General features: G+C 46.6%; 39 protein-coding genes and 1 tRNA gene. 38 read left to right on the top strand and 2 right to left on the bottom strand.

Annotation, left to right across the window (positions count from 1 at the left end; all coding sequences use genetic code 11):
• The first annotated feature begins 2 nt into the window (after positions 1–2).
• From D081_RS04555 to D081_RS04535, 5 genes are all read left to right on the top strand, one after another.
• Positions 3–1,682 carry a DUF342 domain-containing protein gene (locus tag D081_RS04555; protein ID WP_233127421.1) on the top strand — a complete coding sequence of 560 codons (1,680 nt, stop codon included), beginning with the start codon at positions 3–5 and terminating at the stop codon, positions 1,680–1,682.
• Positions 1,683–1,703: 21 nt separating this feature from the next.
• Positions 1,704–2,045, top strand: coding sequence for a hypothetical protein (locus D081_RS04550; RefSeq protein ID WP_085022948.1), 342 nt, complete (start codon positions 1,704–1,706; stop codon positions 2,043–2,045).
• A gap of 14 nt (positions 2,046–2,059) precedes the next feature.
• Positions 2,060–2,995, top strand: a complete 936-nt coding sequence (locus D081_RS04545; RefSeq protein ID WP_085022947.1) for a hypothetical protein — start codon at positions 2,060–2,062, stop codon at positions 2,993–2,995.
• Positions 2,996–3,149: 154 nt separating this feature from the next.
• Positions 3,150–3,225 (top strand) — tRNA-Ala (locus D081_RS04540).
• 78 nt (positions 3,226–3,303) lie between these two features.
• The gene (locus tag D081_RS04535; RefSeq protein WP_085022946.1) at positions 3,304–3,903 is read left to right on the top strand and encodes a hypothetical protein; all 600 of its coding nucleotides are present in this window, start codon (positions 3,304–3,306) and stop codon (positions 3,901–3,903) included.
• Positions 3,904–3,956: 53 nt separating this feature from the next.
• Here D081_RS04535 and D081_RS04530 read toward each other — a convergent pair whose 3' ends face one another.
• Positions 3,957–4,358, bottom strand: coding sequence for a hypothetical protein (locus D081_RS04530; protein ID WP_085022945.1), 402 nt, complete (start codon positions 4,356–4,358; stop codon positions 3,957–3,959).
• A 15-nt stretch (positions 4,359–4,373) separates the two neighbouring features.
• Complete coding sequence (locus D081_RS04525) at positions 4,374–5,111, bottom strand: polysaccharide deacetylase family protein (protein ID WP_158087554.1); 738 nt, start codon at positions 5,109–5,111, stop codon at positions 4,374–4,376.
• 277 nt (positions 5,112–5,388) lie between these two features.
• On the opposite strand from D081_RS04525, the gene map reads away from it, so the two are divergent.
• The 33 genes from map to infA all read left to right on the top strand — a co-directional run bounded on the left by map (position 5,389) and on the right by infA (position 25,943).
• A complete protein-coding gene (map, locus tag D081_RS04520) occupies positions 5,389–6,264 on the top strand; it encodes a type I methionyl aminopeptidase (RefSeq protein WP_085022943.1) in 876 nt (291 codons plus the stop codon).
• A 280-nt stretch (positions 6,265–6,544) separates the two neighbouring features.
• Positions 6,545–6,910: a chorismate mutase gene (gene aroH, locus D081_RS04515; protein WP_085022942.1), complete on the top strand. Its 366-nt coding sequence runs from the start codon at positions 6,545–6,547 to the stop codon at positions 6,908–6,910.
• A gap of 12 nt (positions 6,911–6,922) precedes the next feature.
• Positions 6,923–7,303, top strand: coding sequence for a RidA family protein (locus D081_RS04510; RefSeq protein WP_085022941.1), 381 nt, complete (start codon positions 6,923–6,925; stop codon positions 7,301–7,303).
• A gap of 39 nt (positions 7,304–7,342) precedes the next feature.
• Entirely contained in the window at positions 7,343–9,337 is a 1,995-nt protein-coding gene (tkt, locus tag D081_RS04505) for a transketolase (protein WP_085022940.1), read from the top strand.
• 361 nt (positions 9,338–9,698) lie between these two features.
• Complete coding sequence (locus D081_RS04500) at positions 9,699–9,956, top strand: ribosomal L7Ae/L30e/S12e/Gadd45 family protein (RefSeq protein WP_085022939.1); 258 nt, start codon at positions 9,699–9,701, stop codon at positions 9,954–9,956.
• A gap of 83 nt (positions 9,957–10,039) precedes the next feature.
• Positions 10,040–10,423, top strand: a complete 384-nt coding sequence (rpsL, locus tag D081_RS04495; RefSeq protein ID WP_027397544.1) for a 30S ribosomal protein S12 — start codon at positions 10,040–10,042, stop codon at positions 10,421–10,423.
• A 53-nt stretch (positions 10,424–10,476) separates the two neighbouring features.
• The gene (rpsG, locus tag D081_RS04490; protein WP_027397545.1) at positions 10,477–10,947 is read left to right on the top strand and encodes a 30S ribosomal protein S7; all 471 of its coding nucleotides are present in this window, start codon (positions 10,477–10,479) and stop codon (positions 10,945–10,947) included.
• A 37-nt stretch (positions 10,948–10,984) separates the two neighbouring features.
• Positions 10,985–13,063 carry an elongation factor G gene (gene fusA / locus D081_RS04485; RefSeq protein ID WP_085022938.1) on the top strand — a complete coding sequence of 693 codons (2,079 nt, stop codon included), beginning with the start codon at positions 10,985–10,987 and terminating at the stop codon, positions 13,061–13,063.
• Positions 13,064–13,083: 20 nt separating this feature from the next.
• Positions 13,084–14,271, top strand: a complete 1,188-nt coding sequence (gene tuf / locus D081_RS04480) for an elongation factor Tu (RefSeq protein ID WP_085022937.1) — start codon at positions 13,084–13,086, stop codon at positions 14,269–14,271.
• Between the two features lie 269 nt (positions 14,272–14,540).
• On the top strand, positions 14,541–14,852 hold the full coding sequence (rpsJ, locus tag D081_RS04475; protein ID WP_027397548.1) for a 30S ribosomal protein S10: 312 nt from the start codon (positions 14,541–14,543) through the stop codon (positions 14,850–14,852).
• A 16-nt stretch (positions 14,853–14,868) separates the two neighbouring features.
• Positions 14,869–15,513, top strand: a complete 645-nt coding sequence (rplC, locus tag D081_RS04470) for a 50S ribosomal protein L3 (protein ID WP_085022936.1) — start codon at positions 14,869–14,871, stop codon at positions 15,511–15,513.
• 22 nt (positions 15,514–15,535) lie between these two features.
• Positions 15,536–16,159, top strand: a complete 624-nt coding sequence (gene rplD, locus D081_RS04465) for a 50S ribosomal protein L4 (protein ID WP_085022935.1) — start codon at positions 15,536–15,538, stop codon at positions 16,157–16,159.
• Complete coding sequence (gene rplW, locus D081_RS04460; RefSeq protein WP_085022934.1) at positions 16,159–16,440, top strand: 50S ribosomal protein L23; 282 nt, start codon at positions 16,159–16,161, stop codon at positions 16,438–16,440. The genes rplD and rplW overlap by 1 nt, the downstream gene beginning before the upstream one ends.
• Positions 16,441–16,465: 25 nt before the next feature.
• Positions 16,466–17,293, top strand: coding sequence for a 50S ribosomal protein L2 (rplB, locus tag D081_RS04455; protein WP_085022933.1), 828 nt, complete (start codon positions 16,466–16,468; stop codon positions 17,291–17,293).
• A 28-nt stretch (positions 17,294–17,321) separates the two neighbouring features.
• Positions 17,322–17,603, top strand: coding sequence for a 30S ribosomal protein S19 (gene rpsS, locus D081_RS04450; protein ID WP_027397553.1), 282 nt, complete (start codon positions 17,322–17,324; stop codon positions 17,601–17,603).
• 23 nt (positions 17,604–17,626) lie between these two features.
• On the top strand, positions 17,627–17,959 hold the full coding sequence (gene rplV / locus D081_RS04445; protein WP_085022932.1) for a 50S ribosomal protein L22: 333 nt from the start codon (positions 17,627–17,629) through the stop codon (positions 17,957–17,959).
• An 18-nt stretch (positions 17,960–17,977) separates the two neighbouring features.
• Complete coding sequence (gene rpsC / locus D081_RS04440) at positions 17,978–18,646, top strand: 30S ribosomal protein S3 (protein ID WP_085022931.1); 669 nt, start codon at positions 17,978–17,980, stop codon at positions 18,644–18,646.
• Positions 18,646–19,089 carry a 50S ribosomal protein L16 gene (gene rplP / locus D081_RS04435; protein WP_027397556.1) on the top strand — a complete coding sequence of 148 codons (444 nt, stop codon included), beginning with the start codon at positions 18,646–18,648 and terminating at the stop codon, positions 19,087–19,089. The genes rpsC and rplP overlap by 1 nt, the downstream gene beginning before the upstream one ends.
• Positions 19,079–19,270, top strand: a complete 192-nt coding sequence (gene rpmC / locus D081_RS04430; protein WP_027397557.1) for a 50S ribosomal protein L29 — start codon at positions 19,079–19,081, stop codon at positions 19,268–19,270. The genes rplP and rpmC overlap by 11 nt, the downstream gene beginning before the upstream one ends.
• A gap of 38 nt (positions 19,271–19,308) precedes the next feature.
• Positions 19,309–19,566 (top strand): 30S ribosomal protein S17, encoded by a 258-nt coding sequence (gene rpsQ, locus D081_RS04425; protein ID WP_085022930.1) that lies wholly within the window; start codon positions 19,309–19,311, stop codon positions 19,564–19,566.
• Positions 19,567–19,605: 39 nt separating this feature from the next.
• Positions 19,606–19,974, top strand: a complete 369-nt coding sequence (rplN, locus tag D081_RS04420) for a 50S ribosomal protein L14 (RefSeq protein WP_027407286.1) — start codon at positions 19,606–19,608, stop codon at positions 19,972–19,974.
• Between the two features lie 18 nt (positions 19,975–19,992).
• Entirely contained in the window at positions 19,993–20,325 is a 333-nt protein-coding gene (rplX, locus tag D081_RS04415) for a 50S ribosomal protein L24 (RefSeq protein WP_085022929.1), read from the top strand.
• A gap of 21 nt (positions 20,326–20,346) precedes the next feature.
• Entirely contained in the window at positions 20,347–20,886 is a 540-nt protein-coding gene (gene rplE, locus D081_RS04410; protein ID WP_085022928.1) for a 50S ribosomal protein L5, read from the top strand.
• 17 nt (positions 20,887–20,903) lie between these two features.
• Positions 20,904–21,089, top strand: a complete 186-nt coding sequence (locus D081_RS04405; protein WP_027397562.1) for a type Z 30S ribosomal protein S14 — start codon at positions 20,904–20,906, stop codon at positions 21,087–21,089.
• Positions 21,090–21,126: 37 nt separating this feature from the next.
• Positions 21,127–21,525 carry a 30S ribosomal protein S8 gene (gene rpsH / locus D081_RS04400; RefSeq protein ID WP_085022927.1) on the top strand — a complete coding sequence of 133 codons (399 nt, stop codon included), beginning with the start codon at positions 21,127–21,129 and terminating at the stop codon, positions 21,523–21,525.
• Between the two features lie 26 nt (positions 21,526–21,551).
• Positions 21,552–22,103, top strand: coding sequence for a 50S ribosomal protein L6 (gene rplF, locus D081_RS04395; protein WP_085022926.1), 552 nt, complete (start codon positions 21,552–21,554; stop codon positions 22,101–22,103).
• Between the two features lie 23 nt (positions 22,104–22,126).
• Positions 22,127–22,486, top strand: coding sequence for a 50S ribosomal protein L18 (gene rplR / locus D081_RS04390; RefSeq protein ID WP_085022925.1), 360 nt, complete (start codon positions 22,127–22,129; stop codon positions 22,484–22,486).
• Positions 22,487–22,508: 22 nt separating this feature from the next.
• A complete protein-coding gene (gene rpsE / locus D081_RS04385; RefSeq protein ID WP_085022924.1) occupies positions 22,509–23,009 on the top strand; it encodes a 30S ribosomal protein S5 in 501 nt (166 codons plus the stop codon).
• A gap of 13 nt (positions 23,010–23,022) precedes the next feature.
• Complete coding sequence (rpmD, locus tag D081_RS04380; RefSeq protein ID WP_027397567.1) at positions 23,023–23,205, top strand: 50S ribosomal protein L30; 183 nt, start codon at positions 23,023–23,025, stop codon at positions 23,203–23,205.
• A 23-nt stretch (positions 23,206–23,228) separates the two neighbouring features.
• On the top strand, positions 23,229–23,669 hold the full coding sequence (gene rplO, locus D081_RS04375) for a 50S ribosomal protein L15 (RefSeq protein WP_085022923.1): 441 nt from the start codon (positions 23,229–23,231) through the stop codon (positions 23,667–23,669).
• A 1-nt stretch (position 23,670) separates the two neighbouring features.
• Positions 23,671–24,927, top strand: coding sequence for a preprotein translocase subunit SecY (gene secY / locus D081_RS04370; RefSeq protein ID WP_085022922.1), 1,257 nt, complete (start codon positions 23,671–23,673; stop codon positions 24,925–24,927).
• A 12-nt stretch (positions 24,928–24,939) separates the two neighbouring features.
• Positions 24,940–25,584 carry an adenylate kinase gene (locus tag D081_RS04365; RefSeq protein WP_085022921.1) on the top strand — a complete coding sequence of 215 codons (645 nt, stop codon included), beginning with the start codon at positions 24,940–24,942 and terminating at the stop codon, positions 25,582–25,584.
• Between the two features lie 140 nt (positions 25,585–25,724).
• Positions 25,725–25,943, top strand: a complete 219-nt coding sequence (gene infA, locus D081_RS04360) for a translation initiation factor IF-1 (protein WP_009645081.1) — start codon at positions 25,725–25,727, stop codon at positions 25,941–25,943.
• The last annotated feature ends 37 nt before the right edge of the window (positions 25,944–25,980 follow it).

The following is a 25,980-nucleotide window of genomic DNA, read 5'->3' as shown; positions in this document are numbered from 1 at the left end:
TTATGGATAATACAAGTTCAGTCTCTAAAGTGGGTAGTCGTGATTCTGGTTATTTATTTGAATTCCGCAATGACGGTGTCTATTTGACCGTATATGAATCTACAGAACCGGGAATTCAGTTTGAATTATCAGATATGCGTCAGATATTGAAGGAATTTAGTGTTGATGATTACAATCTGGAGCTTTTATCCAGATTGGTCCGTGAATCTTCGGGAATTCCAACAAAGATATCTGACAGCTTTGTAGTTCCGCAAAATTACAAGGAAGGTGGGCGGCATGGCAATGCCGACGTTCAGCTTACCACGGCGGAGCTTCAGGCTAACAGGGAATATGGAAATGTATTTATAGATGTTTCCAAGGACAAGCTGGAGGTTACAGTCCGTTTTGATATTAAGGAGAACCAGGCCGTTCCGACATATGAAATGATAAAGGAAGCTCTGGCCGTTAAAAATATCGTCTTCGGAATTGATGATGAGGCTGTGAGAGAAGCAGCGGAAAGCGGCCGTATTACAAAGGTTGCTTTTGGTATACCTCCTGAGCACGGGCTGGATGCACAGATTGTAAAAAAATTTGACTTGAGCATTATAGGCCGTCCTGTGGCGGATGAGTATGATCGGGTTGACTATAAGGACCTGAATATTTTCCTGTTGGCAAAAAAAGGCCAGGTATTGGCGGAGCGGATTCCTCATACCCAGGGGAAGCCGGGAACCAATGTGCATGGTGCCACCATTCGTCAGAAGCCGGGTAAGCCAAAGCCTGTTCCTGCGGGCAAGAACACTGTTATCAAGGATGAAAACTTTGTCGTTTCTGAAATAGACGGACAGATTGTCGATAATGGAAACAAGATAAGCGTCGATCCGCATCTCGATATCAAGGGAGATGTGGGTATGGCCACCGGCAATATTGATTTTGTAGGTGGTGTAACAGTAAACGGCAGTGTGCAGCTGGGCTTCCAGCTAAAGGCCACTGGTGACATTGAAATAAAAGGCATGATCAGCGGCGGCGATGTAATTGGACGCAATATCATTGTAAAGGGTGGTGTCCAGGGGATGAGCCGTGGTACCGTCCGGGCAGAGAATGATTTCCAGGCTACCTTTGCGGAGAATGCGGATATTGAGGCCGGTGGTAATGTTATCATTACGGATGTGGCCATGCATTCCACCATAAGAGCCGGTCATACCCTTATTGTAGAGGGGAAAAAGGGCCTTGTTAACGGCGGCTATTTGGCAGCCGGCGAAGAAATTAGGGCCACCACTGTGGGCAATGCCTCCAATGTGGTTACCAGGCTGACAGTTGGTGTTAATCCAATGCTTCAGAAGCAATATCAGACTGTTCTGAAGGAGTACAATGAGGCCAAGAAACGTCTGGACCAGGTTACCAAGATGGTTAATACCCTTGGCAAGCTGGATATTAGCCAGCTGCCTCCTGAAAAGGCAGAGCGGTTTAATGCCCTTATCCGTTCCCAGTTCCCATTGGCTGGTACTGTTGAACGCAACGAGCGGCTTCTCAAGGAACTGGATACCGAGCTTCAGAAGATGAAGCGGGGTAAGATTCGGGTTAAGGATACCCTGTATCCGGGGGCCAGATTAAGTATTAACTCCATTATGAAGAATGTTCAGGTGGAGGAGAAATGCTGTACCCAGTATGTGGAAGATGATTTCATTAAGATAGGTGCGTATTGATAGGCGAAAGGGGCTGTTTTTATGGATTTTAGCCCAATGAATATCAGAATGACTGTGCCGCAGTCTGCTGATGTCGGACAGATTCAGCACAATATGAATCAGCATGGTGCCGTGGTGCATGATTATCAGGCAGTAAAGGACAAGCAGGAGCAGGAGCATCTGCAGCAGCAGGTCCGCAGCAAGGAAGAGGCTGAAGGCCAGAAGATTAGGGAAAATCCTGATGAGGAGCGGGGCAAGGGCGGCTATCAGGCCAAGAAGCGCAAGGCTGCTTCACAGGATGTTGAGGATGAGATTCAAGAAGCTGAGCCAGAGAAAATGGCAGTTGACCAGTATAGAGGTCACAATATAGATATCAGTTTTTAATATGGGAGAGTTAGATGACCACTGAGATTTTAGGTTTTATAATTATTGTCGGAGCGATTATTGTATTTTTGGCCCGCCGACAGCTTCAGAAGGCGGAGGATGATCCTGATGTGATGGAAGCATCCGCCGGCAGACTCCGCTATGAGCTGGAGCAGTCTGCTGATGAAATAATTAATCGCATGGCAGGCCATATTGACCATCTGGAAAGCCTGCTGCGGGAAGCTGATTATAAAACTGAGATTTTACAGCAGAGAATTGATGAGCTGCAGAAGCTGCAGAATAATCCGGTGGTTCAGCCTGTTCAATCCCAGCAAATTAATCATCAGACGGTTTCTGAGCTGAACCCGGTGCCTGATGGGCTGATGGCTGCCCAGGAGCCGGAGACGAAGATGGATTTTTCCCAGATGCTGGAAGCCAATATGCAGAATCCAAACCTTTCTGTACCGGATCATGTGGAATATACGGAAAATCTTCCACAGGAGCCGGAAGCATCTGTGGAAAAACTGGATATATCTGTTGATAAGCCTGAAAGACTTGTGGATGACTCTGTGGATGAGCCACATCAGGAAGCTGCTCCATTTCAGGAGGAAGCTGAAATGGACAGCAGCATGCCCCAGGAGGCCCAGCTGGCCCTGGAGGCTTTTCGTGAGGTTTCCAAGAATTTGGAGGCTGCCCAGAATGATATGGGCCTGCATATTGATGTAAGCAGCGAGCCGGATGGAATGCCGGCGATGGAACCGGAGGAATACGTGCTGGAACCAAAAGCTGAAGATAATTATGAGCACGAGGCAGAACAATATATTGAGGACCCTGAGATTGAAGGCGGGGATGATGCTACTGAAATTGCAAGAAAGCTCCTGCTGGCCGGATACACCCCTGAAGAGGTGGGACGCTTTACGGGATTGGGCATGAATGCCATAGTTTTGTTGAAGCAGATCCACAAAATCTAAAAGTAAAATTATATGAAAATGTTGTTGACATTAAGTTCGGTGTTTCATATAATACTTTTTGTGTGAAGTTATTATGCTTAGCTTCAATGATAGTAAGATACGAAGTTATTTCGCTGAAAGGCAACAACGCATATCAGTGAAAGAACGAGTATATGGGGGCGTAGCTCAGCTGGGAGAGCACCTGCCTTGCAAGCAGGGGGGCAGGAGTTCGATTCTCCTCGTCTCCACCATATTGCAAAACTAGGCCTCAGAGAAATCTGAGGTTTTTTTGTTGCCGGAACAAAACATAAGGGGAAGGGGTATTAAAAATGGAAAACATTATGCCAATGGTGGTAGCCGGTATTTTCGGTCTGCTTTGCGTAATGGGAGTTATTTACGTGAAGGTTTCTGACCGGGAGTTGCTTCAGGAAAAGGAAGAGGGAATCAAGACCCTCAACAGCGAAATGCAGAAGCGGGCTCAGGAAATTGAGGCCCTGGAGGAGGAAATCCGTGAGCTGAACCGCAACAAGGAAATACTTGATTATGTAAAGGTCAAGTATCCGGTTATTGGTGACCTCATCGAAAAGGAGCACCTGGATGAGGGGACTGTAGTAAAGCGTGATGAAGCCTACAATGACTATCAGCATGCTTTGGAAAACTTCAAGCCGGCCACCGAGTATGAGGCGGAGATTCAGAAGCTGAAGGATGAGCTCTATGTGGAGAAGATGGAGGGTGAATACCTGACTGTTTTCAGAAACATTGTAATCCGCAACAGCGACAAGCTTGCTGATGAGGTTGTGGTAAACAGCAGCTACAACTATGACAAGGCCATTAAGGGAGCACCTGACAATCCGGCTGGCTTTGACATTGATATTGATATTCTTAAGGGCGACGTTAAGAAGTATCAGCACAAGATGGAAGGCAAATAAGACATAATAAAAGGGACTGTGTTAACAGTCCCTTTTTTGTGTTTGGATTTAATTTAGAAATGGAAGTAATTCATCATTTTCATGGTAATAGGCTTGGCCTCGTCATCCTTGTGGGTCAGCAGATATTTCAGTGAGCCATAGAAGAAAAAGGCATTGACTGGAATGTAGCGCTTGCGCTTTTTAAAGTTGGCCCAGTAAATCAGCTTGTCGAAGATGATGGTGTAATCCTCCTCAGTGGCGTTGTACTTTTTAATAAGGCCCTTCAGACGGAAATCATTGCAGGCGTATTGGTACATGCGGCTGATAAGTTCTTCCTTGGATATGGTCTGACGGTCAACAAAACCGATAATCAGCTCATTGATGACGTTATCCCGCCTCATAATGCGGCGCATGGTGAAGAAAAAGAAAACGATAAGCCCTATGAGAAGGGCATAGGATATGATATTTGCTAGCATAGGCTCAGTTGCTCCTTATGGAATAAATACTAACTCTGCCAGGGTAGGATAACCGGCTTCAATGAGCCTGGAACGGAAGCGCTCCAGCCGTCCTACTACCGGGGCCATATGAAGGCGGATCCAGAATCTTGGCATTACCAGATGCTGACTGCCGAAAATGGCAATACGGTTCATGGTATACGGGTCATCACCGGCACGGACATAATCGTTGTAGACGGTAAAGCCACCTTTGTAACCGGCTTTTTTGGTTTCCGAAAGAACCAGCTGGTTATAGAAGCCTCCCGGATAGGCAATGTATTCACAGAATTTAAAGGTCTTCCACTCAACTGCCAGTTTGCCACCGGTCAGCTGATTTACCAGCTCGCCATGGTCCAGTGGAGTCAGCTCAAAATGGCTCAGGGTATGGCTCCCCATATAAATGTTGTTTTCACTCATTTCATAAACCTGATCCCAGACCAGATAATTGTCAAAGCGGCCCATGAAGTCCGATACCAGGAAAATAGCAGCCTTCATATTGTGCTCCTTGAGAATAGGATAGGCGTACTGGTAGTTATCCTCATATCCATCATCAAAGGTGATGAGGATAGGCTTTTCCGGCAGTGGCGTTCCATCCACCAGAAAACCGTGGAGCTGGTCCGGGGAAATGGTATTATAGCCGTTTCTTTCCAGATAGGCCATCTGGGCGGCAAAATCATCAGTAGGTACCGTCAGGGGATTTTTCTCTGTAGGGTTAATCTGATGATAGTTCAGCACGGGTATGCCATCCTGGCTTTCCCGGATATTCCAGAGGCAAATCACCAATATTAATGAAAAGGCGATATATAATATAGTAAGTATTTTATTTTTATGGTTCAAGTCCTTCGACATTCCCTTCATTATAATTATGAAGCCCAACAGATTGGCCACGATTTTTATTGTAATACCCTATATATTCCTTGTCAAATGGACCTATAAAAAATACTTGCCACTTCCAAATTACTATGATTAAATAGAACTTGGACTATAGTTTTGAAAGGAAGCATTCTACATAATGAATAGAAATGATTTATGCTGGTGTGGCAGCGGTTTAAAATACAAGAAATGCCATCTGGATTTTGATGACAGAATTGATTCCTATAAATATGATGTATTTAAATCCCAGTGCAAGCCACCTCATAATATAATTTTAACTCCGGCGGAAATTGACGGCATCAGAAAGAGCGGCGTGGTAAATGACGCTGCCCTGGATTTGGCCGGCAGTATGGTGGAGCCGGGACAGAATACCGAGGCTATTGATACAGCTGTAAGGGAATTTATCGAAAAGAATGGTGGCATTCCAGCCTGCCTGAATTATGAGGGGTTCCCAAAGAGTATCTGTATCTCCATTAACGAAGTAGTTTGTCATGGTATTCCTTCCAAGAAGACTATCTTAAAGGAAGGTGATATCGTGAATATTGATATTACCACCATTTTGGACGGGTACTATGCAGATGCCTCCCGCATGTTTATTGTAGGGGGCAAGACCACTCCGGAGGCTGAAAAGCTGGTAAGGGTGGCCAAGGAATGCATGGAGCTGGGTATTGAGGCTGTAAAGCCTTGGGGCTGGCTGGGTGATATTGGTGCGGCAGTCAACGCTCATGCCAAGGCCAACGGCTACTCAGTAGTTACTGAGTTGGGTGGTCATGGTGTCGGCAAGGATTTCCATGTGGAGCCATTTGTGCCCCATGTAGGTCAGCCGGGCACCGGCATGCTGTTGGTTCCGGGTATGGTATTTACTGTTGAGCCAATGATTAATGCCGGCAAGTACAAGGTTACTACTGACAAGAAGGATGGCTGGACCGTACGGACCAAGGACGGGTCCTTATCCGCTCAGTGGGAAAAGACCATTTTGGTTACTGAAACCGGCACAGAAGTGTTATCCAGCTAATACCTTTAGAAAAAGGGGAAATAAGTTGAATCAAAGTTGGAGCAGAGGGTATGTGACTAGAGCAATAGGGGGCGGGACGTTAAGAAGTTTTTTGTTGCCCTACCTAAATATTAGTGTAAAAAATCATCTGTTTGAGCGAAGCTGGCCTTATATGGACGAAGCGAGTTATGATTTTTTTCACTATATGAAGGCAAGAAAAAACTTTAGTACCGCAACCGTGCTATAGGCACATATCCCTGCTTCTGACACGACTATATAATATCGTATGGGAGGAATGGAATTGCGGGGATTACGTGGAGCTACTACGGTGGAGGAAAATACTGCCGAAGCAATTTGGTCGGCAACCCAGGAGGTTGTCCGTGAAATGCTGAAACGAAATAATGTGGAGCCGGAGGATATTGGCGCCGCCATATTTAGTGCCACGGAGGATATTACCGCGGCCTTCCCGGCCTCAGGTGCCAGAAAGCTGCCTGGCTTTGATGCGGTGCCACTGTTTGATGCCCGTCAGATGGATGTGGATGGGGCCATGGAAAAATGTATTCGGGTGCTTTTGCTGGTGGATACGCCATTGAAGCAGCGGGAAATTCAGCATGTATTTTTAGGTAAGGCAGCAAGCTTGCGGCCTGATTTAACTGGTAAAAAATAAGGAGGATTTACTATGAACGAGATTATTGCAACCAATAATGCACCAGGTGCCATTGGCCCATATTCCCAGGCGGTAAAGACTGCCGGCGGTATGCTGTTTGTATCTGGTCAGATTCCATTGGTTCCGGCTACAGGTGTTGTTGTGGAAGGCGGCATTGTGGAGCAGACTACCCAGGTTCTGGAAAACCTTAAGGCTATTGTTACTGCGGCTGGCTACAGCCTGTCTGATGTAGTAAAGACCACCGTTTACATTACCAACATGGGTGATTTCGGCAAGGTAAATGAAATCTATGGAAAGTATTTCACTGAGAATTGTCCAGCCCGGGTTTGCGTTGAGGTCAGCAAGCTGCCAAAGGATGTTTTGGTTGAGATTGATGTTATTGCTTCCAAATAATATATAGAAGTAAGTTATCATTTTAAGGAGTGAATTCTTTTGAGTAATGTTGAGAAAAATAGCGTAAATGCTATCCGTATACTGGCTGCTGAGATGATTCAGAAGGCAAAGTCCGGTCATCCTGGCCTGCCTATGGGCTGCGCTCCTATTGCGTATGAGCTGTGGGGCAAGCACATGAGCCATAATCCAAAGAACCCTCAGTGGGCTAACCGTGACAGATTTATTCTGTCCGGCGGTCATGGCTCCGCTATGCTGTATTCTCTTCTGCATCTGTTTGGCTATGGTCTGACTGTAGATGATTTAAAGAACTTCCGTCAGCTGGATTCCCGTACTCCTGGTCATCCTGAGTATGGACACACTGTTGGTGTTGAGGCTACCACTGGTCCATTGGGGGCCGGTATGGCCATGGCAGTAGGTATGGCTATGGCTGAGGCTCATTTGGCTACCGAGTTCAACAAGCCTGAGTTCCCGGTTGTTGACCACTATACCTTTGTATTGGGCGGCGACGGCTGTCTGATGGAGGGCATTTCCTCCGAGGCTTTCTCCCTGGCTGGTACTCTTGGCCTGAGCAAGCTGATTGTTATTTATGACAGCAACCGCATTTCCATTGAGGGCAGCACTGATATTGCCTTCACTGAGGATGTTATGAAGCGTATGGAGGCCTTTGGCTTCCAGACTATTGATGTGGCAGATGGCACAGACTGCGCTGCTATCGGTGCGGCTATTGAAAAGGCCAAGGCTGAAACTACCCGTCCATCCTTTATCCGGGTACATACTGAAATCGGTTATGGCTGCCCGGCTAAGCAGGGTACTGCCAGCGCTCATGGTGAGCCTCTTGGGGAGGAAAATCTCCAGGCTGCCAAGGAAACTCTCCAGTGGCCTGAAAAGGAAGCCTTCAAGGTTCCTGATGAGGTTTATGCCGATTATAAGAATCTGGCTGCCAAGGGTGCAGAAGCAGAGGAAAAGTGGAACAAGCTCTTTGCTGATTATCGGGCCAAGTTCCCTGAGGAGGCTAAGCGCTGGGATGATTTCCATGCTCCGGTGGATGCTGAGGCACTCCTTAACAATGCTGATTTCTGGGCAAGAAACGACAAGCCAACTGCCAGCCGTGCTTTGTCCGGTAACTTGATTAACAAGCTGAATGGTATTCTGCCAAACCTCTTTGGCGGCAGTGCAGATTTGGCTCCTTCCAACAAGACTGAAATGAAGGGTGAGTCCTTCTTCAGCAAGGAAGATTACAGTGGCAAGAATATTCACTTTGGTGTGCGTGAGCTGGCCATGGCGGCTATTGCCAATGGTATCACTCTCCATGGTGGTCTGCGTACTTATGTGGGTACCTTCTTTGTATTCTCCGATTATCTGAAGCCTATGATTCGTCTGGCTTCCATTATGGGTCTGCCTGTTACCTATGTACTGACCCATGACAGCATCGGCGTAGGCGAGGATGGTCCTACCCATGAGCCAATTGAGCAGCTGGCTATGCTGAGAAGCTTGCCAAATATCAATGTATTCCGTCCGGCAGATGATATGGAAACTGCTGCGGCCTGGTACAGTGCCATCACCAGCACCAAGACCCCAACTGCCTTGGTACTTACCCGTCAGAATCTGACTCCGTTGGCTGGCAGCAGCAAGGAAGCCTTAAAGGGCGGCTATGTTGTATCTGACTCCGGCAAGGAGATTCCGGATGGTATCTTTATTGTCAGCGGCTCCGAGGTAGCACTGGCTGTTGAGGCCCAGGCTATTCTTAAGGGCGAGGGCAAGGATGTCCGGGTTGTATCCATGCCATGCATGGATCTTTTTGAGCAGCAGAGCGAGGAATACAAAAATAAGGTATTGCCTAAGTCTGTTCGTGCCCGTGTAGCTGTAGAAGCAGCCAAGGACTTTGGCTGGGGCAAGTATGTAGGCCTGGACGGTGCCACTGTCTGCATGGAATCCTTCGGTGCGTCTGCTCCGGCAGCCCAGCTCTTTGAGAAGTTCGGCTTTACCAAGGAGAATGTGGCTGATACCATGCGCAAGGTTTTGGCACAGAACTGAAATTCAAAATAAAAACATAAAATAAAAACTCCAAAAGTTACCCAAAACTTACTGAGATTAACACAAAAAATACAAAAACTGCACAAAAAATTTTTAGTAAATATTTTTGAAATAATGTGCAGAAATTTGTGAACAAAAGTTATTTTTAGTGAAGTCTTGGGTAACTTTTTTTGTAAAAAAAGATTTTGTATGATAAAAAAATACAAATGTACACTGACAAGATAAATATGAAACTTATGACACACCAGACTGCGTGTACAAGAAAAACATAGGAAAATAAAGTGTTGACATTGGTTTTTGGGGGTGTTAAAATACGTTTGTGCCTAAGGTATGAGGATTTCCAATAATAGGAGTGAAGGGTATGCAGCTTGATGAATTGAAGAAGGCAGAGCGCGTTACAGGTATCAAACAAGTAACCAAAGCCATCAACAAAGACCAGGTTGCGTGCGTTTTTCTGGGTGCCAATGCAGAGGAAAGGGTCACAAAGCCTTTGAAAAGCCTTTGCGAGGATAAAGAGATCCCAGTGAGAGCAGATTACACCATGGAAGAGCTTGGCAAGGCCTGCCTGATTGGTGTTAAGGCTGCTGCAGTGGCGGTTCTCAAACAGGGCCATCGTTAAAAATTTCATATCACTTGCCATTGGCGGCGATGTGGGATTTGAATAAATACTAAATACTCAATTTGAAGGAAGGAGGTGCATGTATGCCTACAATTAATCAGTTAGTTCGCAAGAGCAGACAGAGCATGCAGGATAAATCTACAGCACCGGCATTAAAGAATTGCCCACAGAAACGTGGCGTTTGCACAAGAGTTTACACTACAACTCCTAAGAAGCCAAACTCCGCATTACGTAAGGTTGCCCGTGTTCGTTTGACAAATAGCATTGAAGTAACCGCATACATCCCAGGCATTGGCCATAATCTGCAGGAACATAGCGTTGTTTTGATCAGAGGCGGACGTGTTAAGGATTTACCAGGTGTACGTTATCACATTGTTCGTGGTTCCCTGGATACCGCTGGTGTTCAGGATCGTGCTCAGGGCAGATCCAAGTACGGTGCTAAGCGCGCTAAGGCTAAGAAAGCATAAGCTGCTAAAAAACAATTCTAAAGACTGAAGATTATGGAAGGAGGCAAAAACAGATGCCAAGAAAAGGTTCAGTACCTAAGCGTGACGTATTACCGGATCCAGTGTATCATTCCAAGATCGTCACCAAGTTCATCAACAAGGTAATGCTTTCTGGTAAGAAGGGCGTTGCTGAAAGAGTAGTATATGATGCATTCGAAATCATTCGTTCCAAGACCGGCCAGGATCCTCTGGAGGTTTTTGAGACTGCATTAAAGAATGTTATGCCAGTTCTGGAGGTTCGTGCCCGCCGTGTTGGTGGTGCTAACTACCAGGTTCCAGTTGAGGTTCGTCCTGACCGTCGCATGACTCTCGGTATTCGTTGGACTGTAAACTACGCAAGACTGCGTGGCGAGAAGACCATGGATGAGAGACTTGCTGGTGAGCTCATGGATGCAGCTAACAACACTGGTGCAGCAATCAAGAAGAAGGAAGACACCCACAAGATGGCTGAAGCTAACAAGGCTTTCGCACATTATCGTTGGTAATCTTCTATAGTAGTTAAGTTTAAGGAGCGATATACAAGTGGCAAGAGAGTATAGTCTCGAAAAGACTCGTAATATCGGTATCATGGCTCACATCGATGCCGGTAAGACAACCACTACTGAGCGTATCCTCTTCTATACAGGTGTCAACCACAAGATCGGTGAGGTTCATGAAGGCGCAGCTACCATGGACTGGATGGAGCAGGAGCAGGAGCGTGGTATTACCATCACTTCCGCTGCAACCACTTGCCATTGGAAGGAACATCGTATCAATATTATTGATACCCCAGGCCACGTTGACTTCACTGTAGAGGTAGAGCGTTCTCTGAGAGTTTTGGACGGTGCTGTAGCAGTTCTGACTGCCCGCGGCGGCGTTGAGCCTCAGACTGAGACCGTATGGCGTCAGGCTGAGAAGTATAGCGTACCACGTATGGCTTATGTAAATAAGATGGATATTACTGGTGCGGATTTCTATAATGTAATCAACATGATGCATGAGCGTCTCCAGGCCAATGCAGTTGCAATCCAGCTGCCAATCGGTGCTGAGGATGACTTCCAGGGCATCATTGACCTGATTAAGATGGAAGCTATCATTTATGAGGATGACCTCGGTAAGGTAGCTGACGAAGTTGAGATTCCTGCTGACATGAAGGACAAGGCAGATGAGTACCATGAGATTCTCATGGAGGCTCTTTCCGACTTCGATGATGAATTTGCAATGAAGTATCTTGAGGGTGAGGAAATTTCCGAAGAGGAAATCAAGTCCGTTATCCGTAAGGCTACCATTGCCTGCAAGATGTGCCCAGTAACCTGCGGTACTTCTTACCGCAACAAGGGTGTACAGCCTATGCTGGACGCTGTTGTTGACTACATGCCTGCTCCTACTGATATCGCAGCTATCAAGGGTGTTAACCCTGAGACTGGCGAGGAGGATTCCCGTCCTTCCAGCGATAAGGAGCCATTCTCTGCATTAGCATTCAAGATCATGGCTGACCCATTTGTTGGTAAGCTGGCATTCTTCAGAGTTTACTCCGGTACTCTTTCCTCCGGTTCTTATGTGTACAACTCCACTAAGGGCAAGAAGGAGCGTATCGGCCGTATCCTCCAGATGCATGCAAATAACCGTAAGGAACTGGAAATTGTATACAGCGGTGATATTGCTGCTGCTGTAGGTCTCAAGGACACCACCACTGGTGACACCCTCTGCGATGAGAATGCACCAATCATTCTGGAGTCCATGGAGTTCCCAGATCCAGTTATTTCCGTAGCAGTTGAGCCTAAGACCAAGAACGACCAGGAGAAGATGGGTATTGCCCTTCAGAAGCTGGCAGAGGAGGATCCAACCTTCCGCGTTCGTACTGACGAAGAGACTGGTCAGGTTATTATCTCCGGTATGGGTGAGCTTCACCTGGAGATTATCGTTGACCGTATGCTCCGTGAGTTCAAGGTTGACTGCGTAGTAGGTAACCCTCAGGTTGCTTATCGTGAGACCATCCGCAAGGAAGTTGACTGCGAAGGTAAGTTCGTTCGTCAGTCCGGTGGTCATGGTCAGTATGGTCACTGCAAACTCCAGCTCATTCCTCAGGAGCCAGGTGCTGGCTTCAGCTTTGAGAACAAGGTTGTCGGTGGTGCTATTCCTAAGGAATTCATCAACCCAATCGAGGCTGGTATTAAGCAGGCTATGGAAGCCGGCGTTCTCGCTGGTTACCCAGTTGTTGATGTTAAGGCTATCGTTTATGATGGATCTTACCATGAGGTTGACTCCTCCGAGGCTGCGTTCAAGGTTGCCGGTTCCATGGCATTCAAGAACGGTGCTCTCAAGGCTGATCCAGTAATTCTCGAGCCTTATGTTAAGGTTGAGGTTATCGTTCCAGAAGAGTACATGGGCGATGTAATCGGTGATCTGAACTCCCGTCGTGGTCGCATCGATGGCATGGAAGCACGTAATGGTGCCCAGGTTATCAATGGCTTCGTACCACTCTCCGGCATGTTCGGTTATTCCACTGATCTGCGTTCCAAGACTCAGGGCCGCGGTAACTACTCAATGGAAGTTTCTCACTATGAGGAAGTTCCTAAAAATATCGCAGATGGCATTATTGCCAAGAATAAAGGCGAATAATAAGGAGGAAATAATCCAAAATGGCAAAGGAAACATTTGAAAGAACAAAACCACATGTTAACATTGGTACTATCGGTCACGTTGACCATGGTAAGACTACCCTGACTGCTGCTATCACCAAGGTTCTCTCTGAGAAGGGTATGGCAAAGTTCGAGGACTACGCTAACATCGATAAGGCTCCAGAGGAGAGAGAGCGTGGTATCACCATTAACACTGCACACGTTGAGTATGAGACTGATGCTCGTCACTATGCACACGTTGACTGCCCAGGCCATGCTGACTATGTAAAGAACATGATCACCGGTGCAGCTCAGATGGATGGTGCTATCCTCGTAGTATCCGCTGCTGATGGCCCTATGCCTCAGACCCGTGAGCACATCCTGCTCGCTCGTCAGGTAGGCGTACCTGCAATGGTAGTATTCCTCAACAAGGTTGACCAGGTTGACGATCCTGAGCTCCTCGAGCTCGTTGAGATGGAAGTTCGTGAGCTGCTCTCCAGCTACGAGTTCCCTGGCGATGACATTCCAGTAGTTGCTGGTTCCGCTCTGAAGGCTCTTGAAGACGATGCTGAGCAGAAGGCAAACATCCTCAAGCTGATGGATGAGGTTGATGCTTACATCCCAACTCCTACCCGTGATACCGATAAGCCTTTCCTGATGCCAGTAGAGGACGTATTCACTATCACTGGTCGTGGTACCGTAGCTACCGGCCGTGTAGAGCGTGGTGAGCTGAACCTGAACGATACTGTTGAGATCGTAGGTATCGCAGAAGAGACCCGTTCCACTGTTGTAACTGGTATCGAGATGTTCCGCAAGCTGCTCCCTAGCGCACAGGCTGGTGACAACATCGGTGCTCTGCTCCGTGGTGTTGACCGTAAGGACATTCAGCGTGGTCAGGTACTTGCTAAGCCAGGTTCCATCAACCCACACACCAAGTTCAAGGGTCAGGTTTACGTACTGACCAAGGAAGAGGGCGGCCGTCACACTGCTTTCACTTCCAACTATCGTCCACAGTTCTACTTCAGAACTACTGACGTTACCGGTGTTGTAACTCTTCCTGAGGATGTACCAATGGTAATGCCTGGCGATAACGTAGAGATGTCCGTAGAGCTCATCACTCCAATCGCTATCGAGGCTGGTCTCCGCTTCGCTATCCGCGAGGGTGGCCACACTGTAGGTGCTGGTCGAGTAACTGAGATCGACGCTTAATTAATAAGTAGTTAGTCTTAGTAACTAAATAGATTCATTAAAAATCCTTATATAGTAAGGGCGGCCTCTGGGTCGCCCTTATAATAAGGTTTATGGTACTCTCCATATTGACATTTTCAGTATGGTATATATAATAAGAAGCGGTGTGCTTCTAAGTACCCCCAATGCGATGACGTGGTAGATGGCTTGCAACGCTTCGGGCGTTAGTAAGGGAACTACTACGGAGAAATGTTTGGGCCCAGAGCCCGGACGAGAAGGAGGAAAATAAATTGTCTAAGCAGCAGAAAATCAGAATTCGTTTGAAGGCTTATGATCACAAGGCATTGGATCAGAGTGCAGTTAAGATTGTTGAAACTGCAAAGAGAACCGGTGCACAGGTATCTGGCCCTATTCCGCTCCCTACTGAGAAGCAGGTTTACACAATTCTGCGTTCTCCACACGTTAATAAGGATTCCCGCGAGCAGTTCGAAATGAGAACTCACAAGCGTCTTATTGATGTTCTGGAGCCAACCCCTAAGACAGTTGACGCTTTAACCCGTCTTGAACTGCCTGCAGGTGTTGATATTGAGCTCAAATTATAATTAGGAGGTGGAATAATTGGCTAAAGCAATTTTAGGTAGAAAGCTGGGCATGACTCAGATCTTCACTGAAGAGGGTCAGGTTGTTCCAGTTACAGTTGTTGAGTCTGGCAACAATGTAGTTGTACAGAACAAGACTGTTGAAAATGATGGTTATAATGCAGTACAGCTTGGCTTCGGCGTAGTCAAGGAACACAAGGTAAACAAGCCTATGAAGGGTCATTTCGCAAAGGCTGGTGTTACTCCTGTTAAGTACATCCGCGAGATGCGTTTGACTGATGCTTCTGAATATAACACTGGTGATGTAATCGGTGTTGACATATTTTCCGCCGGAGAATTAGTTGACGTTACTGGTACTTCCAAGGGTAAGGGTTTTGCCGGTGGTATCAAGCGTCATAATTTTGCTCGTGGACCAATGGGACATGGTTCCAAGTCTCATCGTGAGCCTGGTTCTACAGGTGCGATGATCAGTGGTCACGGTGGTCGTGTTCTTAAGGGCAAGAAGCTGCCAGGTCAGATGGGCGGCAACAAGGTTACTGTACAGCGTCTTTCTATTGTAAAGGTAGATGCAGATCGTAACCTGCTCCTTATTAAGGGCGCAATTCCTGGTCCTAAGAAGGGTCTCGTAATTGTAAAGGCAACCGTTAAACCGGGTAAAAACTAATTCGGAAGGAGGATAAGTAATAATGCCTACAGTAGCAATTTACGACATCGCTAACAAGAAGGTTGGCGATCTCGAATTAAATGAAAATATTTTCGGCGTAGAGATGAACGCAGGTCTGGTACATCAGGCTGTTGTTATGCAGCTTGCTGCTCAGCGTCATGGTAATCATGCAACCAAGACCCGCAGCATGGTTCGCGGCGGTGGCCGTAAGCCATGGAAGCAGAAGGGTACTGGCCGTGCTCGCAGTGGTTCCACCCGTTCCCCAATTTGGGTAGGTGGCGGTACCGTATTCGGTCCATCCCCACGTTCCTATGCCTTCAGCATGCCTCGTAAGCAGCGTCGCCTTGCTATCATGTGCGCTCTGTCTGACAAGGTTGCTAATGGTGAAATCGTAGTTCTCGACAGCATTAACTTTGACGCTCCTAAGACTAAGGAAGTTGTAAAGATGCTGGAGAGCTTCAGTGTAGATAACAAGGCTCTCATCGTTACTGCTGATTATGCAGAGAACGTTGACAAGTCTTCCCGTAATATCCCAGGTGTTAAGACCATTAACACTATCGGCCTGAATGTATTTGACATCCTGAACGCTGACAAGCTGTTCATCACTAAGGATGCCATCGCTCGTATTGAGGAGGTATACGCATAATGGAAGCACGTGATATTATCATTCGCCCTCTCATTACTGAAAAGAGCACTACTCTCATGGCTGAGGGCAAATATGTATTTGAGGTAGCCAAGGCTGCCAACAAGATTGAAATTGCCAAGGCAGTTTCCACTATCTTCAATGTAAAGGTTGCTGGTGTAAACACCATCAATGTTGAAGGTAAGAAAAAGCGTATGGGTCGCTTCGTTGGTAAGCGTTCCGATTATAAGAAAGCTATTGTTAAACTTGCAGCTGGCGAAACCATCGAGTTCTTCGAAGCGTAAGATTAGGGAAAAGGAGGTTAATTAAGTGGCAGTAAAGAGTTTTAAACCATATTCTGCAGGCAGAAGATTCATGACTGTAGCATCTTTTGAAGAAATTACTACTGATAAGCCTGAGAAGTCCCTCGTTGAGCGTCTGAAGAAGCACGGTGGTCGTAATCAGCAGGGTAGATTGACCGTTCGTCATCAGGGCGGCGGCCATAAGCGTTTATATCGTATCATCGATTTCAAGCGTACCAAGGATGGTATTCCAGCCAGAGTCGCTACTATCGAGTACGATCCAAACCGCAGTGCCCGTATTGCACTTTTGAATTATGTAGACGGTGAGAAGCGTTACATTATCGCTCCTAACGGTCTTAAGGTTGGAGACATGGTTGAGTCTGGCCCTAATGCCGACATCAAGCCAGGTAACTGTCTCCCATTAAAGAACATTCCAGTAGGTACCGAGGTTCACAATGTTGAGCTGAAGATTGGTAAGGGTGCTCAGCTGGTTCGTTCTGCTGGTGCTTCTGCACAGCTCATGGCAATTGAGGGTGACTATGCAACCCTTCGTATGCCATCCGGTGAAATGCGTAAGGTACATGTTAACTGCCGTGCAACTATCGGTGTAGTTGGCAATGCCGAGCATATGAACATCACTATTGGTAAGGCTGGCCGTTCCCGTTGGATGGGTATCCGTCCGGAGAACCGCGGTGTAGCTATGAACCCTAATGACCATCCACATGGTGGTGGTGAGGGTCGTTCCCCAGTTGGCCGCAAGCATCCTGTTACTAAATGGGGTAAATGCGCTATGGGTGCTAAGACTCGCCGTAAGAAGGCTTCTGATAAGTTAATCGTTAAAGGCCGTACCAAATAAGAGATAATCACCGGAAGGAGGATATAAATTGTCAAGATCAGTAAAAAAGGGACCTTATGTTCATGAAAGCTTAACTAAGAAGATTGATGCCCTGAATGCAGCTAACGACAAGAAGGTTGTTAAGACTTGGTCCAGAAGTTCTACTATTCTGCCAACTTTCGTTGGTCACACTATCGCTGTACACGATGGCCGCAAGCACGTTCCAGTTTATGTAACTGAGGACATGGTTGGCCACAAGCTGGGTGAGTTTGCACCTACTCGTACATTCAAGGGTCATGCCGGTGAAGAGAGAAAGACCGGTCTTAGATAAGATTTTGAAAGGAGGATTCCTCTGTGGAAGCAAAAGCAGTTGCTAAATATGTTCGCATTGCACCTCGCAAGGTACGCGTAGTTATGGATCTCATCCGTGGCAAGAGCGTTGCTGAGGCATTTGCGATTTTAAAGTTCACACCAAAAGTTGGTGCTGAAGCTATAGAAAAGGTTCTCAAGTCTGCAGTAGCAAACGCTGAGAACAACTTTGATATGAATGTTGATAACCTCTATGTATCTTCTGCATACGTTGATCAGGGACCAACAATGAAGCGTATTCATCCACGTTCCCGTGGCCAGGCCTTCAAGATTTTGAAGCGTTCTTCCCACATCACTGTAGCAGTAGACGAAAAGTAATAAAAGGAGGTTATAAACTTGGGTCAGAAAGTAAATCCACATGGTATAAGACTTGGCATCGTAAAGACTTGGGATGCTAAGTGGTATGCTGGCAAAGATTATGCAGCTAATCTGCATGAAGATATTAAAATTCGCCGTCACCTGAAGAACCTTCTTCAGAGCTCCGGCGTTTCCAAGATTGAGACTGAGCGTTCTAAGAACCGTCTGAAGCTGACTATCCACACTGCTAAGCCTGGTATGGTAATCGGCCGCGGTGGTTCCGGCATTGAGCAGATCAAGGCTGGTCTCAAGAAGTTCACTAACAGCAATGTAGACATCAGCATTGAAGAGATCAAGAATCCAGACATGGATGCAACTCTGGTAGCTGAGAACATTGCAGGCTCCCTGGAGCGTCGTATTGCTTTCCGTCGTGCTATGAAGCAGGCTGTAGGCCGTACTATGCGTCTTGGTGCAAAGGGTATTAAGATTATGTGCTCCGGTCGTCTCGGCGGCGCTGAAATCGCACGTAGCGAATCTTATCGTGAAGGTTCCATTCCTCTTCATACTCTGAGAGCTGACATCGACTATGGTACTGCTGAGGCAGCTACCACTTATGGCCGTATCGGTATCAAGGTTTGGATCTTCAAGGGTGAGGTTCTTCCTGAGAGAAAGCAGTCTGTAGCTGCTGTTGAAGGGAGCGAAGCTTAATGTTATTACCAAAGAGAGTAAAATATCGTAAACAGTTCCGTGGTCGTATGAAGGGTAAGGCTCAGCGTGGTAACAAGGTTTCTCATGGTGAGTATGGTCTTGTAGCTCTGGAGCCTGCATGGATCACTAACAGACAGATTGAGGCAGCCCGTATTGCTATGACTCGTTACATTAAGCGTGGCGGTAAGGTTTGGATCAAGATTTTCCCTGACAAGCCTGTAACTGCAAAGCCTGCTGAGACTCGTATGGGTTCCGGTAAGGGTTCACCAGAGTACTGGGTAGCAGTAGTTAAGCCAGGCCGTGTAATGTTCGAAATGGACGGCGTTTCTCGTGAGGTAGCTGCTGAGGCTATGCGTCTTGCAGGCCACAAGCTCCCAATCAAGACAAAGTTCGTAGTTCGTGAAGATTTAGAAGCAGAGGGCGGTGAAGTAAATGAAGGTTAATGAAATTCGTGATTTGAGCGCTGAGGAACTTAACCAGAAACTTGCTTCTCTCAAAGAGGAGTTATTTAACCTCCGTTTCCAGCTCGCTACTGGCCAGTTGGAGAACCCAATGCGTATCAAGGAAGTAAAGAAGACTATTGCCCGTATTAAGACTGTACAGACTGAACAGGCTAATGCTTAATTGAACGAATTGATATGCAGATGAAAGGAGGCTCCCTAATGAGCGAAAGAAATGAACGCAAGACTAAAGTTGGTAAAGTAGTAAGCGACAAGATGGACAAGACTATTGTAGTAGCAGTTCTTGACATCGAGCAGCATGCATTATATAAGAAGGCCGTTAAGAAGACTGTTAAGTTCAAGGCCCATGATGAAAATAACGAGGCTCACATTGGTGACACTGTTTCCATTATGGAAACTCGTCCACTTTCCAAGGATAAGCGTTGGAGACTTGTAGAGATCGTTGAGAAAGCTAAATAATTTCCTGATGATGGAAATTCTGGTTGAGGAGGTTAACTGATGATTCAGCAACAGACTTTACTCAATGTTGGCGACAACACCGGTGCTAAGGAAATTATGTGCATCCGTGTTCTTGGCGGTTCTTATCGCAAGTATGCTAACATTGGTGATATTATTGTGGCTGCAGTAAAATCTGCATCCCCTGGCGGTATGGTAAAGAAGGGTGACGTTGTTAAGGCCGTTGTAGTTCGTTCCAAGAAGGGCCAGCGTCGTAGCGATGGTTCTTACATCCGTTTCGACGAGAACGCTGCCGTAATTATCAAGGAGGATAAGACTCCAAGAGGAACCCGTATTTTTGGACCAGTTGCAAGAGAGCTTCGTGATAAAGACTTCATGAAGATCGTCTCCCTGGCTCCAGAAGTTCTTTGATAGTTAGGAGGTGCTATTTTGTCCATTACAAAACTGCATGTAAAGAAGGGCGATACCGTTCTGGTATTGTCCGGTAAAGATAAAGGCAAGCAGGGCAAGGTTATCCAGGCTCTGCCTAAGAAGAATAAGGTAGTAGTTGAGGGCGTTAACAAGGTTAAGCGTCACACTAAGCCTAATCAGAGTGCACCACAGGGTGGCATCCTTGTTAAGGAAGCTCCTATGTTTGCAGCAAAGGTTATGCTCGTATGCCCAGCTTGCGGCAAGGCTACCCGCGTTGCTCATAAGGATGTAAATGGTAAGTCTGTACGCGCCTGCAAGAAGTGCGGCGAAGTAGTAGATCAGACCAAATAATAAGGAAAGGAGGACCATCTAGTGGATAGATTACAGGAAAAGTATGTTAAAGAGGTAGTTCCTGCTCTGACCGAAAAGTTCGGTTACAAGAACGTTATGGAGCTCCCAAAGATTTCTAAGATTATCATTAACATGGGTGTTGGCGAGGCTGTAGGCAACCCTAAGGCTCTCGATGCTGCTGTAAATGATTTGACTATTATCGCAGGCCAGAAGCCAATTCTCACCAAGGCTAAGAAGTCCTTGGCTGCTTGGAAGCTTCGTCAGGGCATGCCAATCGGCGCAAAGGTTACCCTTCGTGGCGTTCGCATGTACCAGTTCCTCGACAAGTTCATGAATGTTGCACTTCCACGCGTTCGTGACTTCCGCGGTATCAGCTCTAATTCTTTCGATGGTCGTGGTAACTACGCAATCGGCCTGAAGGAGCAGCTCATTTTCCCAGAAATTGAGTATGATAAGATCGACAAGCTCCGTGGTATGAACATTGTAGTAGTAACAACTGCCAAGACCGATGAGGAAGCTCGCGAGCTCTTAAAGCTCATGGGCATGCCTTTTAAAGCGTAAAGAAGGAGGTACTGACTGTGGCCAAGAAGGCAATGATTGAAAAGTGGAGCAAGGAGCCAAAGTTCCCTGTTCGCAAGTACAACAGATGTAAGATTTGCGGTCGTCCGCACGGTTATATCAGAAAGTTCGATATGTGCCGTATTTGTTTCAGAGAGCAGAGCTACAAGGGTGCCATTCCTGGCGTAACCAAGGCTAGCTGGTAACTATAAAGGCGAAAATGAAAGGAGGATATCGGTTTAAATGGTAATGACTGATCCTATTGCAGATATGTTAACTCGTTTGCGTAATGCAAACTCCGTTTATCATGAAAAGGTTGAGATTCCTGGCTCTAACATTAAGAAGGCCATCGCTGGCGTTCTTAAGGAAGAGGGTTTCATCAATGACTTCACTTTCACTGAGGATGGTAAGCAGGGTGTAATCACTGTATCCCTGAAGTACGGTCCTAACCGTGAGAAGGTAATTACTGGTATTAAGCGTATTTCCAAGCCAGGCCTGCGCCAGTATGCAAAGGCTGCTGAGCTCCCTAGAGTTCTCGGTGGTTTGGGTATCGCCATCATTTCCACTTCCAAGGGAATCATGAGCGATAAGAATGCTCGCAAGGCTGGTCTCGGCGGCGAGGTTGTAGCTTACATTTGGTAATTATTTAGAAGTCAGGAGGTGTACAGATGTCTAGAATAGGTAGAGCACCTATTACTATCCCAGCTGGTGTAAACGTAAAGGTTGAGGATGGCAATAAGGTTACCGTAAAGGGCCCAAAGGGTGAGTTAGTTCGCTCTTTCAGCCAGGAAATGAATATAAAGATTGAGGACGGTGTACTCACTGTAGAGCGTCCTTCAGATAATAAAGATCACAGATCTCTCCATGGTCTGACCCGTACCCTGATCAACAACATGGTTGTTGGTGTAACTGAGGGTTACGCAAAGACTCTTGAGATCAATGGTGTTGGTTACAGAGCACAGCTCCAGGGCAAGAACCTGAACCTGTCTCTCGGTTTCTCTCACCCAGTTATTGTTGAGCCACCAACTGGTATCGTATTCGAGGTACCAAATCCTACCAAGATCGTTGTAAACGGTATTGATAAGGAAATTGTTGGCGCTATCGCAGCTAAGGTTCGCGATTACAGAAGACCAGAGCCATATAAGGGCAAGGGTATCAAGTATGAAGGCGAACACATCCGCCGCAAGGTAGGTAAGGCTGGCGCTAAGGGTAAGAAATAATAACCAGAAAGGAGTAACCGACAGTGTTTGTTAAGGAAGATAAAAATAAAGCTCGTCAGAAGCGTCACCTTCGTGTACGCAACCATATTTCCGGCACTGCTGAGAGACCACGTCTTAACGTATTCCGCAGCTTGAGCAACATTTATGCTCAGGTTATCGACGATGTTAACGGTGTTACTCTCGTATCTGCCAGCACAAAGGATAAGGATTTCCAGAACTACGGTGGTAATGTAGAGGCTGCTAAGAAAGTTGGCGAGGCAGTTGCTAAGCGCGCTCTGGAAAAGGGCATCACCGAAGTAGTTTTCGACCGTGGTGGTTATGTATATCATGGCCGTGTTGCAGCACTTGCTGAAGCCGCTCGTGAAGCTGGCTTGAAATTCTAATATTTGTAAAGGAGGTACATAGATGGCTAGAATAGACAACGAGACTCCTGAGTTCCAGGAAAAAGTTGTATACATTAATAGAGTTGCTAAGGTTGTTAAGGGCGGCCGTCGCTTCTCCTTCAGCGCACTTGTTGTTGTTGGTAATGAGAAGGGTCAGGTTGGTGCAGGCTTAGGTAAGGCTGCAGAGGTTCCGGAAGCAATTCGCAAGGGCGTTGAAGACGCTAAAAAGAACCTGATTGATGTTTCTCTGAAGGGTACTACTATCCCTCATGAGATGATTGGTATTTTCGGTGCAGGCCGTGTACTGATGAAGCCAGCTGCCAAAGGTACTGGTGTTATCGCTGGTGGTCCAGCACGTGCCGTACTCGAGCTCGCTGGTATTAAGGATATCTTGACCAAGTCTCTTGGTTCTTCCAATCCTAATAACATGGTTCGTGCAACCTTGAAGGGTCTTGAGCAGCTGAAGCAGGCTGAGAAGGTAGCTGAGCTTCGCGGTAAGACCGTACAGGAACTTTTAGGTTAAGGAGGGTTTTGAAATGGCAAATTTAAAAATTACTCTTACCAGAAGTCTGATCGGTAGACCAGCTACTCAGCGTGCTACTATCAAAGCATTAGGACTTAAGAAGTTGAATTCCTCAGTAGAGCTTCCAGACAGTGAGTCTCTCCGTGGCCAGATCCACAAGGTAGAGCATCTCGTAACTGTTGAAGAGCAGGCCTGAGATCAAGGAGGTGCACTTAAAAGATGAAGTTAAATGAATTATCTCCAGCTGCTGGTTCCCGCAAGAACGCTTTCCGCGTTGGTCGTGGTCTGGGCAGCGGTAATGGCAAGACCTCCGGCAGAGGTATGAAGGGTCAGAAGTCCCGTTCCGGCGGCGGCGTTCGTACCGGTTTCGAGGGTGGTCAGATGCCTTTGTATCGTAGATTGCCAAAGCGTGGTTTCAAGAACATCTTTGCTAACGTTTATGCAGAGGTTAATGTTGAGACCCTGAACCGCTTTGAGGATGGTGCTACTGTTGATGCTGTTGCATTGATCGAGGCTGGCATCCTGAAGAACGTTCGCGATGGCGTTCGTATCCTCGGCAACGGTGAACTCACCAAGAAGCTGACTGTTGTTGCCAATGGCTTCACCAAGTCCGCTGAAGAAAAGATTACTGCAGCAGGTGGAAAAGTCGAGGTGATCTGATTTGTTATCAGCTCTCTCTAATATCGTCAAGATTCCGGAGCTTCGAGCAAAGATCACTTTTACGCTGGTTATGTTCGCCATCTTCAGAATGGGTACTCATATTCCTGTTCCAGGTGTTGATCCATCAGCAATTGAATCGCTGTTCAACAATGGCAGTCTTTTCGGTTTACTGGATATGTTTTCCGGTGGTGCTCTTAGTAAGTTCTCCATATTTGCTATGAGTATTACGCCTTACATTAACGCTTCTATTATCATTCAGCTCCTGAATGTGGTTGTTCCAACCCTGGAGCAGTGGTCAAAGGAAGGTCAGGAAGGCTACAAGAAAACCACCAAGGTTACAAGATATTTCACAGTATTACTTGCCTTCCTTCAGGCTATGGGTATGTCCATCGGTTTGAAGCAGGCTATCTTAAATCCAGGTCCGGTGTCAATCCTGATTATTGCGATTACACTGACCGCTGGTACAGTTTTCCTCATGTGGCTTGGTGAGCAGATTACAGCCAACGGTGTTGGAAATGGTATCTCACTGATCATTTTCGCCGGTATCGTAGCTGCGTTGCCAAACAACATTGGAAAGATTTATAATTACTTACAGACAGGAACCATTAGTTATATTAATGTTTTCTTCTTCGCAGTGATTGCTGTAGCGATGATTGTGTTCGTTGTTGCAATTCACACAGCTTATCGCAGGGTTCCAGTATCTTATGCGAAGAGGGTTGTTGGCCATAAGTCTTATGGCGGACAGTCCAGTCACATCCCGCTCAAGGTTAACACCGCGGGAGTTATTCCAATAATCTTTGCGTCATCCGTGCTGATGTTTCCAGTAACTATTGCCCAGTTTATTGATATCCCCTGGGTAAAACAGATTGCCGGGTATTTTGCGTGGGGTACACCGCTACAAACAACAGTGTACGCATTGTTGATTATCTTCTTCACGTATTTTTACACCGCGGTTACTGTAAAGATATCGGATATGGCAGAGAATCTGAAAAAATACGGTGGTTTTATCCCGGGCATTCGTCCGGGAGAGCCAACGGCAGAATATTTAGATTATGTCATGACTCGAATTACGCTTGCTGGCGCGTTGTTCCTGGCTCTTGTAGCTGTTCTTCCAACATTTATTGCATCCGCAACTCATCTTGAGGGTGTAAACTTTGGTGGTACAGCACTGCTGATTGTTGTAGGCGTTGGCCTTGACACCATGAAGCAGATTGAGTCCATGGTAGTAATGCGTCATTACCAAGGTTTTATGAATTAGGAGGATAGTTAAATGCATTTACTTTTAATGGGCCCTCCGGGTGCCGGTAAAGGCACTCAGGCAGCTAACCTGGTGAAAGAGTTTGGTATTCCACATATTTCCACTGGCGACATGTTCCGTGCCGCCATCAAGGAAGGTACTGAGCTCGGAAAGCAGGCGAAGGCATGTATCGATGCCGGAAACCTTGTTCCAGATGAAATTACCATCGGCATTGTCCGTGAGCGTCTTGCTCAGGACGACTGCAAGAAGGGCTTTATTTTGGATGGTTTCCCTCGTACAGTTGAGCAGGCTGATGCCCTCACCAAGATTTTGGCAGATTTGGGACTTAGCCTGAAGAGCGTTGTTAACATTACTGTTCCTTCCTCTGATCTCGTCGAGAGAGCAGTAGGACGCAGAATCTGCAAGGCTTGCGGCGCAACCTTCCACATTAAGTTCAGCCCATCCAAGGTTGAAGGCAAGTGTGATGAGTGCGGCGGCGAGCTTTATCAGAGAGCAGATGACACCGAGGAAACTATGAAGAATCGGTTGTCCGTATATGAAGCTCAGACTAAACCATTGATTGACTATTACCAGAAAGCTGGTTTATACTTAGAGATTGATGGACGTCAGGCTATCGACAAGGTTTTCAAGGACATGGTTGATGCCCTGAAGGCTTAAGAGTCATAGACAGACAAGATTTTGTCTGGTACTACCGAATTATTATAGAAGAATCGTGCAGCTTCGGCTGCTATGCCGGAAAATGGGGCCGCTCTGCGGCCACCTTTCCTAGGTTATGACACTAAGGAGCAATACCACTTATGTCTAAACAAGATGTAATTGAAGTTGAAGGTAAAGTCCTGGAAGCACTGCCAAATGCAATGTTCCAGGTGGAGTTGGAGAACGGTCATGTTGTCTTGGCGCATGTTTCCGGTAAGATTCGAATGAATTTTATACGCATTCTGCCAGGGGATAAGGTCACTATTGAGCTGACACCTTATGATTTAACTCGTGGCCGTATCACCTATCGTTTTAAATAATCTTTGAGCAATCGAAGATAGTACATGAAAGGGGCAT

It is taken from the genome of Anaerovibrio sp. JC8 (genome assembly GCF_002100115.1).
Lineage (GTDB): Bacteria > Bacillota > Negativicutes > Selenomonadales > Selenomonadaceae > Anaerovibrio.
The sequence above is the reverse complement of the archived record's forward strand: the minus strand, read 5'-3'. Positions and strand labels throughout refer to the sequence as shown.

Bases quoted from the DNA above. Each gene is read 5' to 3' on its own strand.
- D081_RS04545 (WP_085022947.1), top strand. From the start codon at position 2,060: ATGACCACTGAGATTTTAGGTTTTATAATTATTGTCGGAGCGATTATT.
- rpsE (WP_085022924.1), top strand. From the start codon at position 22,509: ATGGCTAGAATAGACAACGAGACTCCTGAGTTCCAGGAAAAAGTTGTA.
- rpsQ (WP_085022930.1), top strand. From the start codon at position 19,309: ATGAGCGAAAGAAATGAACGCAAGACTAAAGTTGGTAAAGTAGTAAGC.
- rpmD (WP_027397567.1), top strand. From the start codon at position 23,023: ATGGCAAATTTAAAAATTACTCTTACCAGAAGTCTGATCGGTAGACCA.
- D081_RS04550 (WP_085022948.1), top strand. From the start codon at position 1,704: ATGGATTTTAGCCCAATGAATATCAGAATGACTGTGCCGCAGTCTGCT.
- D081_RS04530 (WP_085022945.1), bottom strand. From the start codon at position 4,358: ATGCTAGCAAATATCATATCCTATGCCCTTCTCATAGGGCTTATCGTT.
- rplO (WP_085022923.1), top strand. From the start codon at position 23,229: ATGAAGTTAAATGAATTATCTCCAGCTGCTGGTTCCCGCAAGAACGCT.
- rpsG (WP_027397545.1), top strand. From the start codon at position 10,477: ATGCCAAGAAAAGGTTCAGTACCTAAGCGTGACGTATTACCGGATCCA.
- rplF (WP_085022926.1), top strand. From the start codon at position 21,552: ATGTCTAGAATAGGTAGAGCACCTATTACTATCCCAGCTGGTGTAAAC.
- D081_RS04555 (WP_233127421.1), top strand. From the start codon at position 3: ATGGATAATACAAGTTCAGTCTCTAAAGTGGGTAGTCGTGATTCTGGT.
- map (WP_085022943.1), top strand. From the start codon at position 5,389: ATGAATAGAAATGATTTATGCTGGTGTGGCAGCGGTTTAAAATACAAG.
- rpsL (WP_027397544.1), top strand. From the start codon at position 10,040: ATGCCTACAATTAATCAGTTAGTTCGCAAGAGCAGACAGAGCATGCAG.
- D081_RS04365 (WP_085022921.1), top strand. From the start codon at position 24,940: ATGCATTTACTTTTAATGGGCCCTCCGGGTGCCGGTAAAGGCACTCAG.
- D081_RS04535 (WP_085022946.1), top strand. From the start codon at position 3,304: ATGGAAAACATTATGCCAATGGTGGTAGCCGGTATTTTCGGTCTGCTT.
- rplN (WP_027407286.1), top strand. From the start codon at position 19,606: ATGATTCAGCAACAGACTTTACTCAATGTTGGCGACAACACCGGTGCT.
- rpsH (WP_085022927.1), top strand. From the start codon at position 21,127: ATGGTAATGACTGATCCTATTGCAGATATGTTAACTCGTTTGCGTAAT.
- rplD (WP_085022935.1), top strand. From the start codon at position 15,536: ATGCCTACAGTAGCAATTTACGACATCGCTAACAAGAAGGTTGGCGAT.
- tuf (WP_085022937.1), top strand. From the start codon at position 13,084: ATGGCAAAGGAAACATTTGAAAGAACAAAACCACATGTTAACATTGGT.
- rplP (WP_027397556.1), top strand. From the start codon at position 18,646: ATGTTATTACCAAAGAGAGTAAAATATCGTAAACAGTTCCGTGGTCGT.
- infA (WP_009645081.1), top strand. From the start codon at position 25,725: ATGTCTAAACAAGATGTAATTGAAGTTGAAGGTAAAGTCCTGGAAGCA.
- D081_RS04500 (WP_085022939.1), top strand. From the start codon at position 9,699: ATGCAGCTTGATGAATTGAAGAAGGCAGAGCGCGTTACAGGTATCAAA.
- rplW (WP_085022934.1), top strand. From the start codon at position 16,159: ATGGAAGCACGTGATATTATCATTCGCCCTCTCATTACTGAAAAGAGC.
- rpmC (WP_027397557.1), top strand. From the start codon at position 19,079: ATGAAGGTTAATGAAATTCGTGATTTGAGCGCTGAGGAACTTAACCAG.
- D081_RS04510 (WP_085022941.1), top strand. From the start codon at position 6,923: ATGAACGAGATTATTGCAACCAATAATGCACCAGGTGCCATTGGCCCA.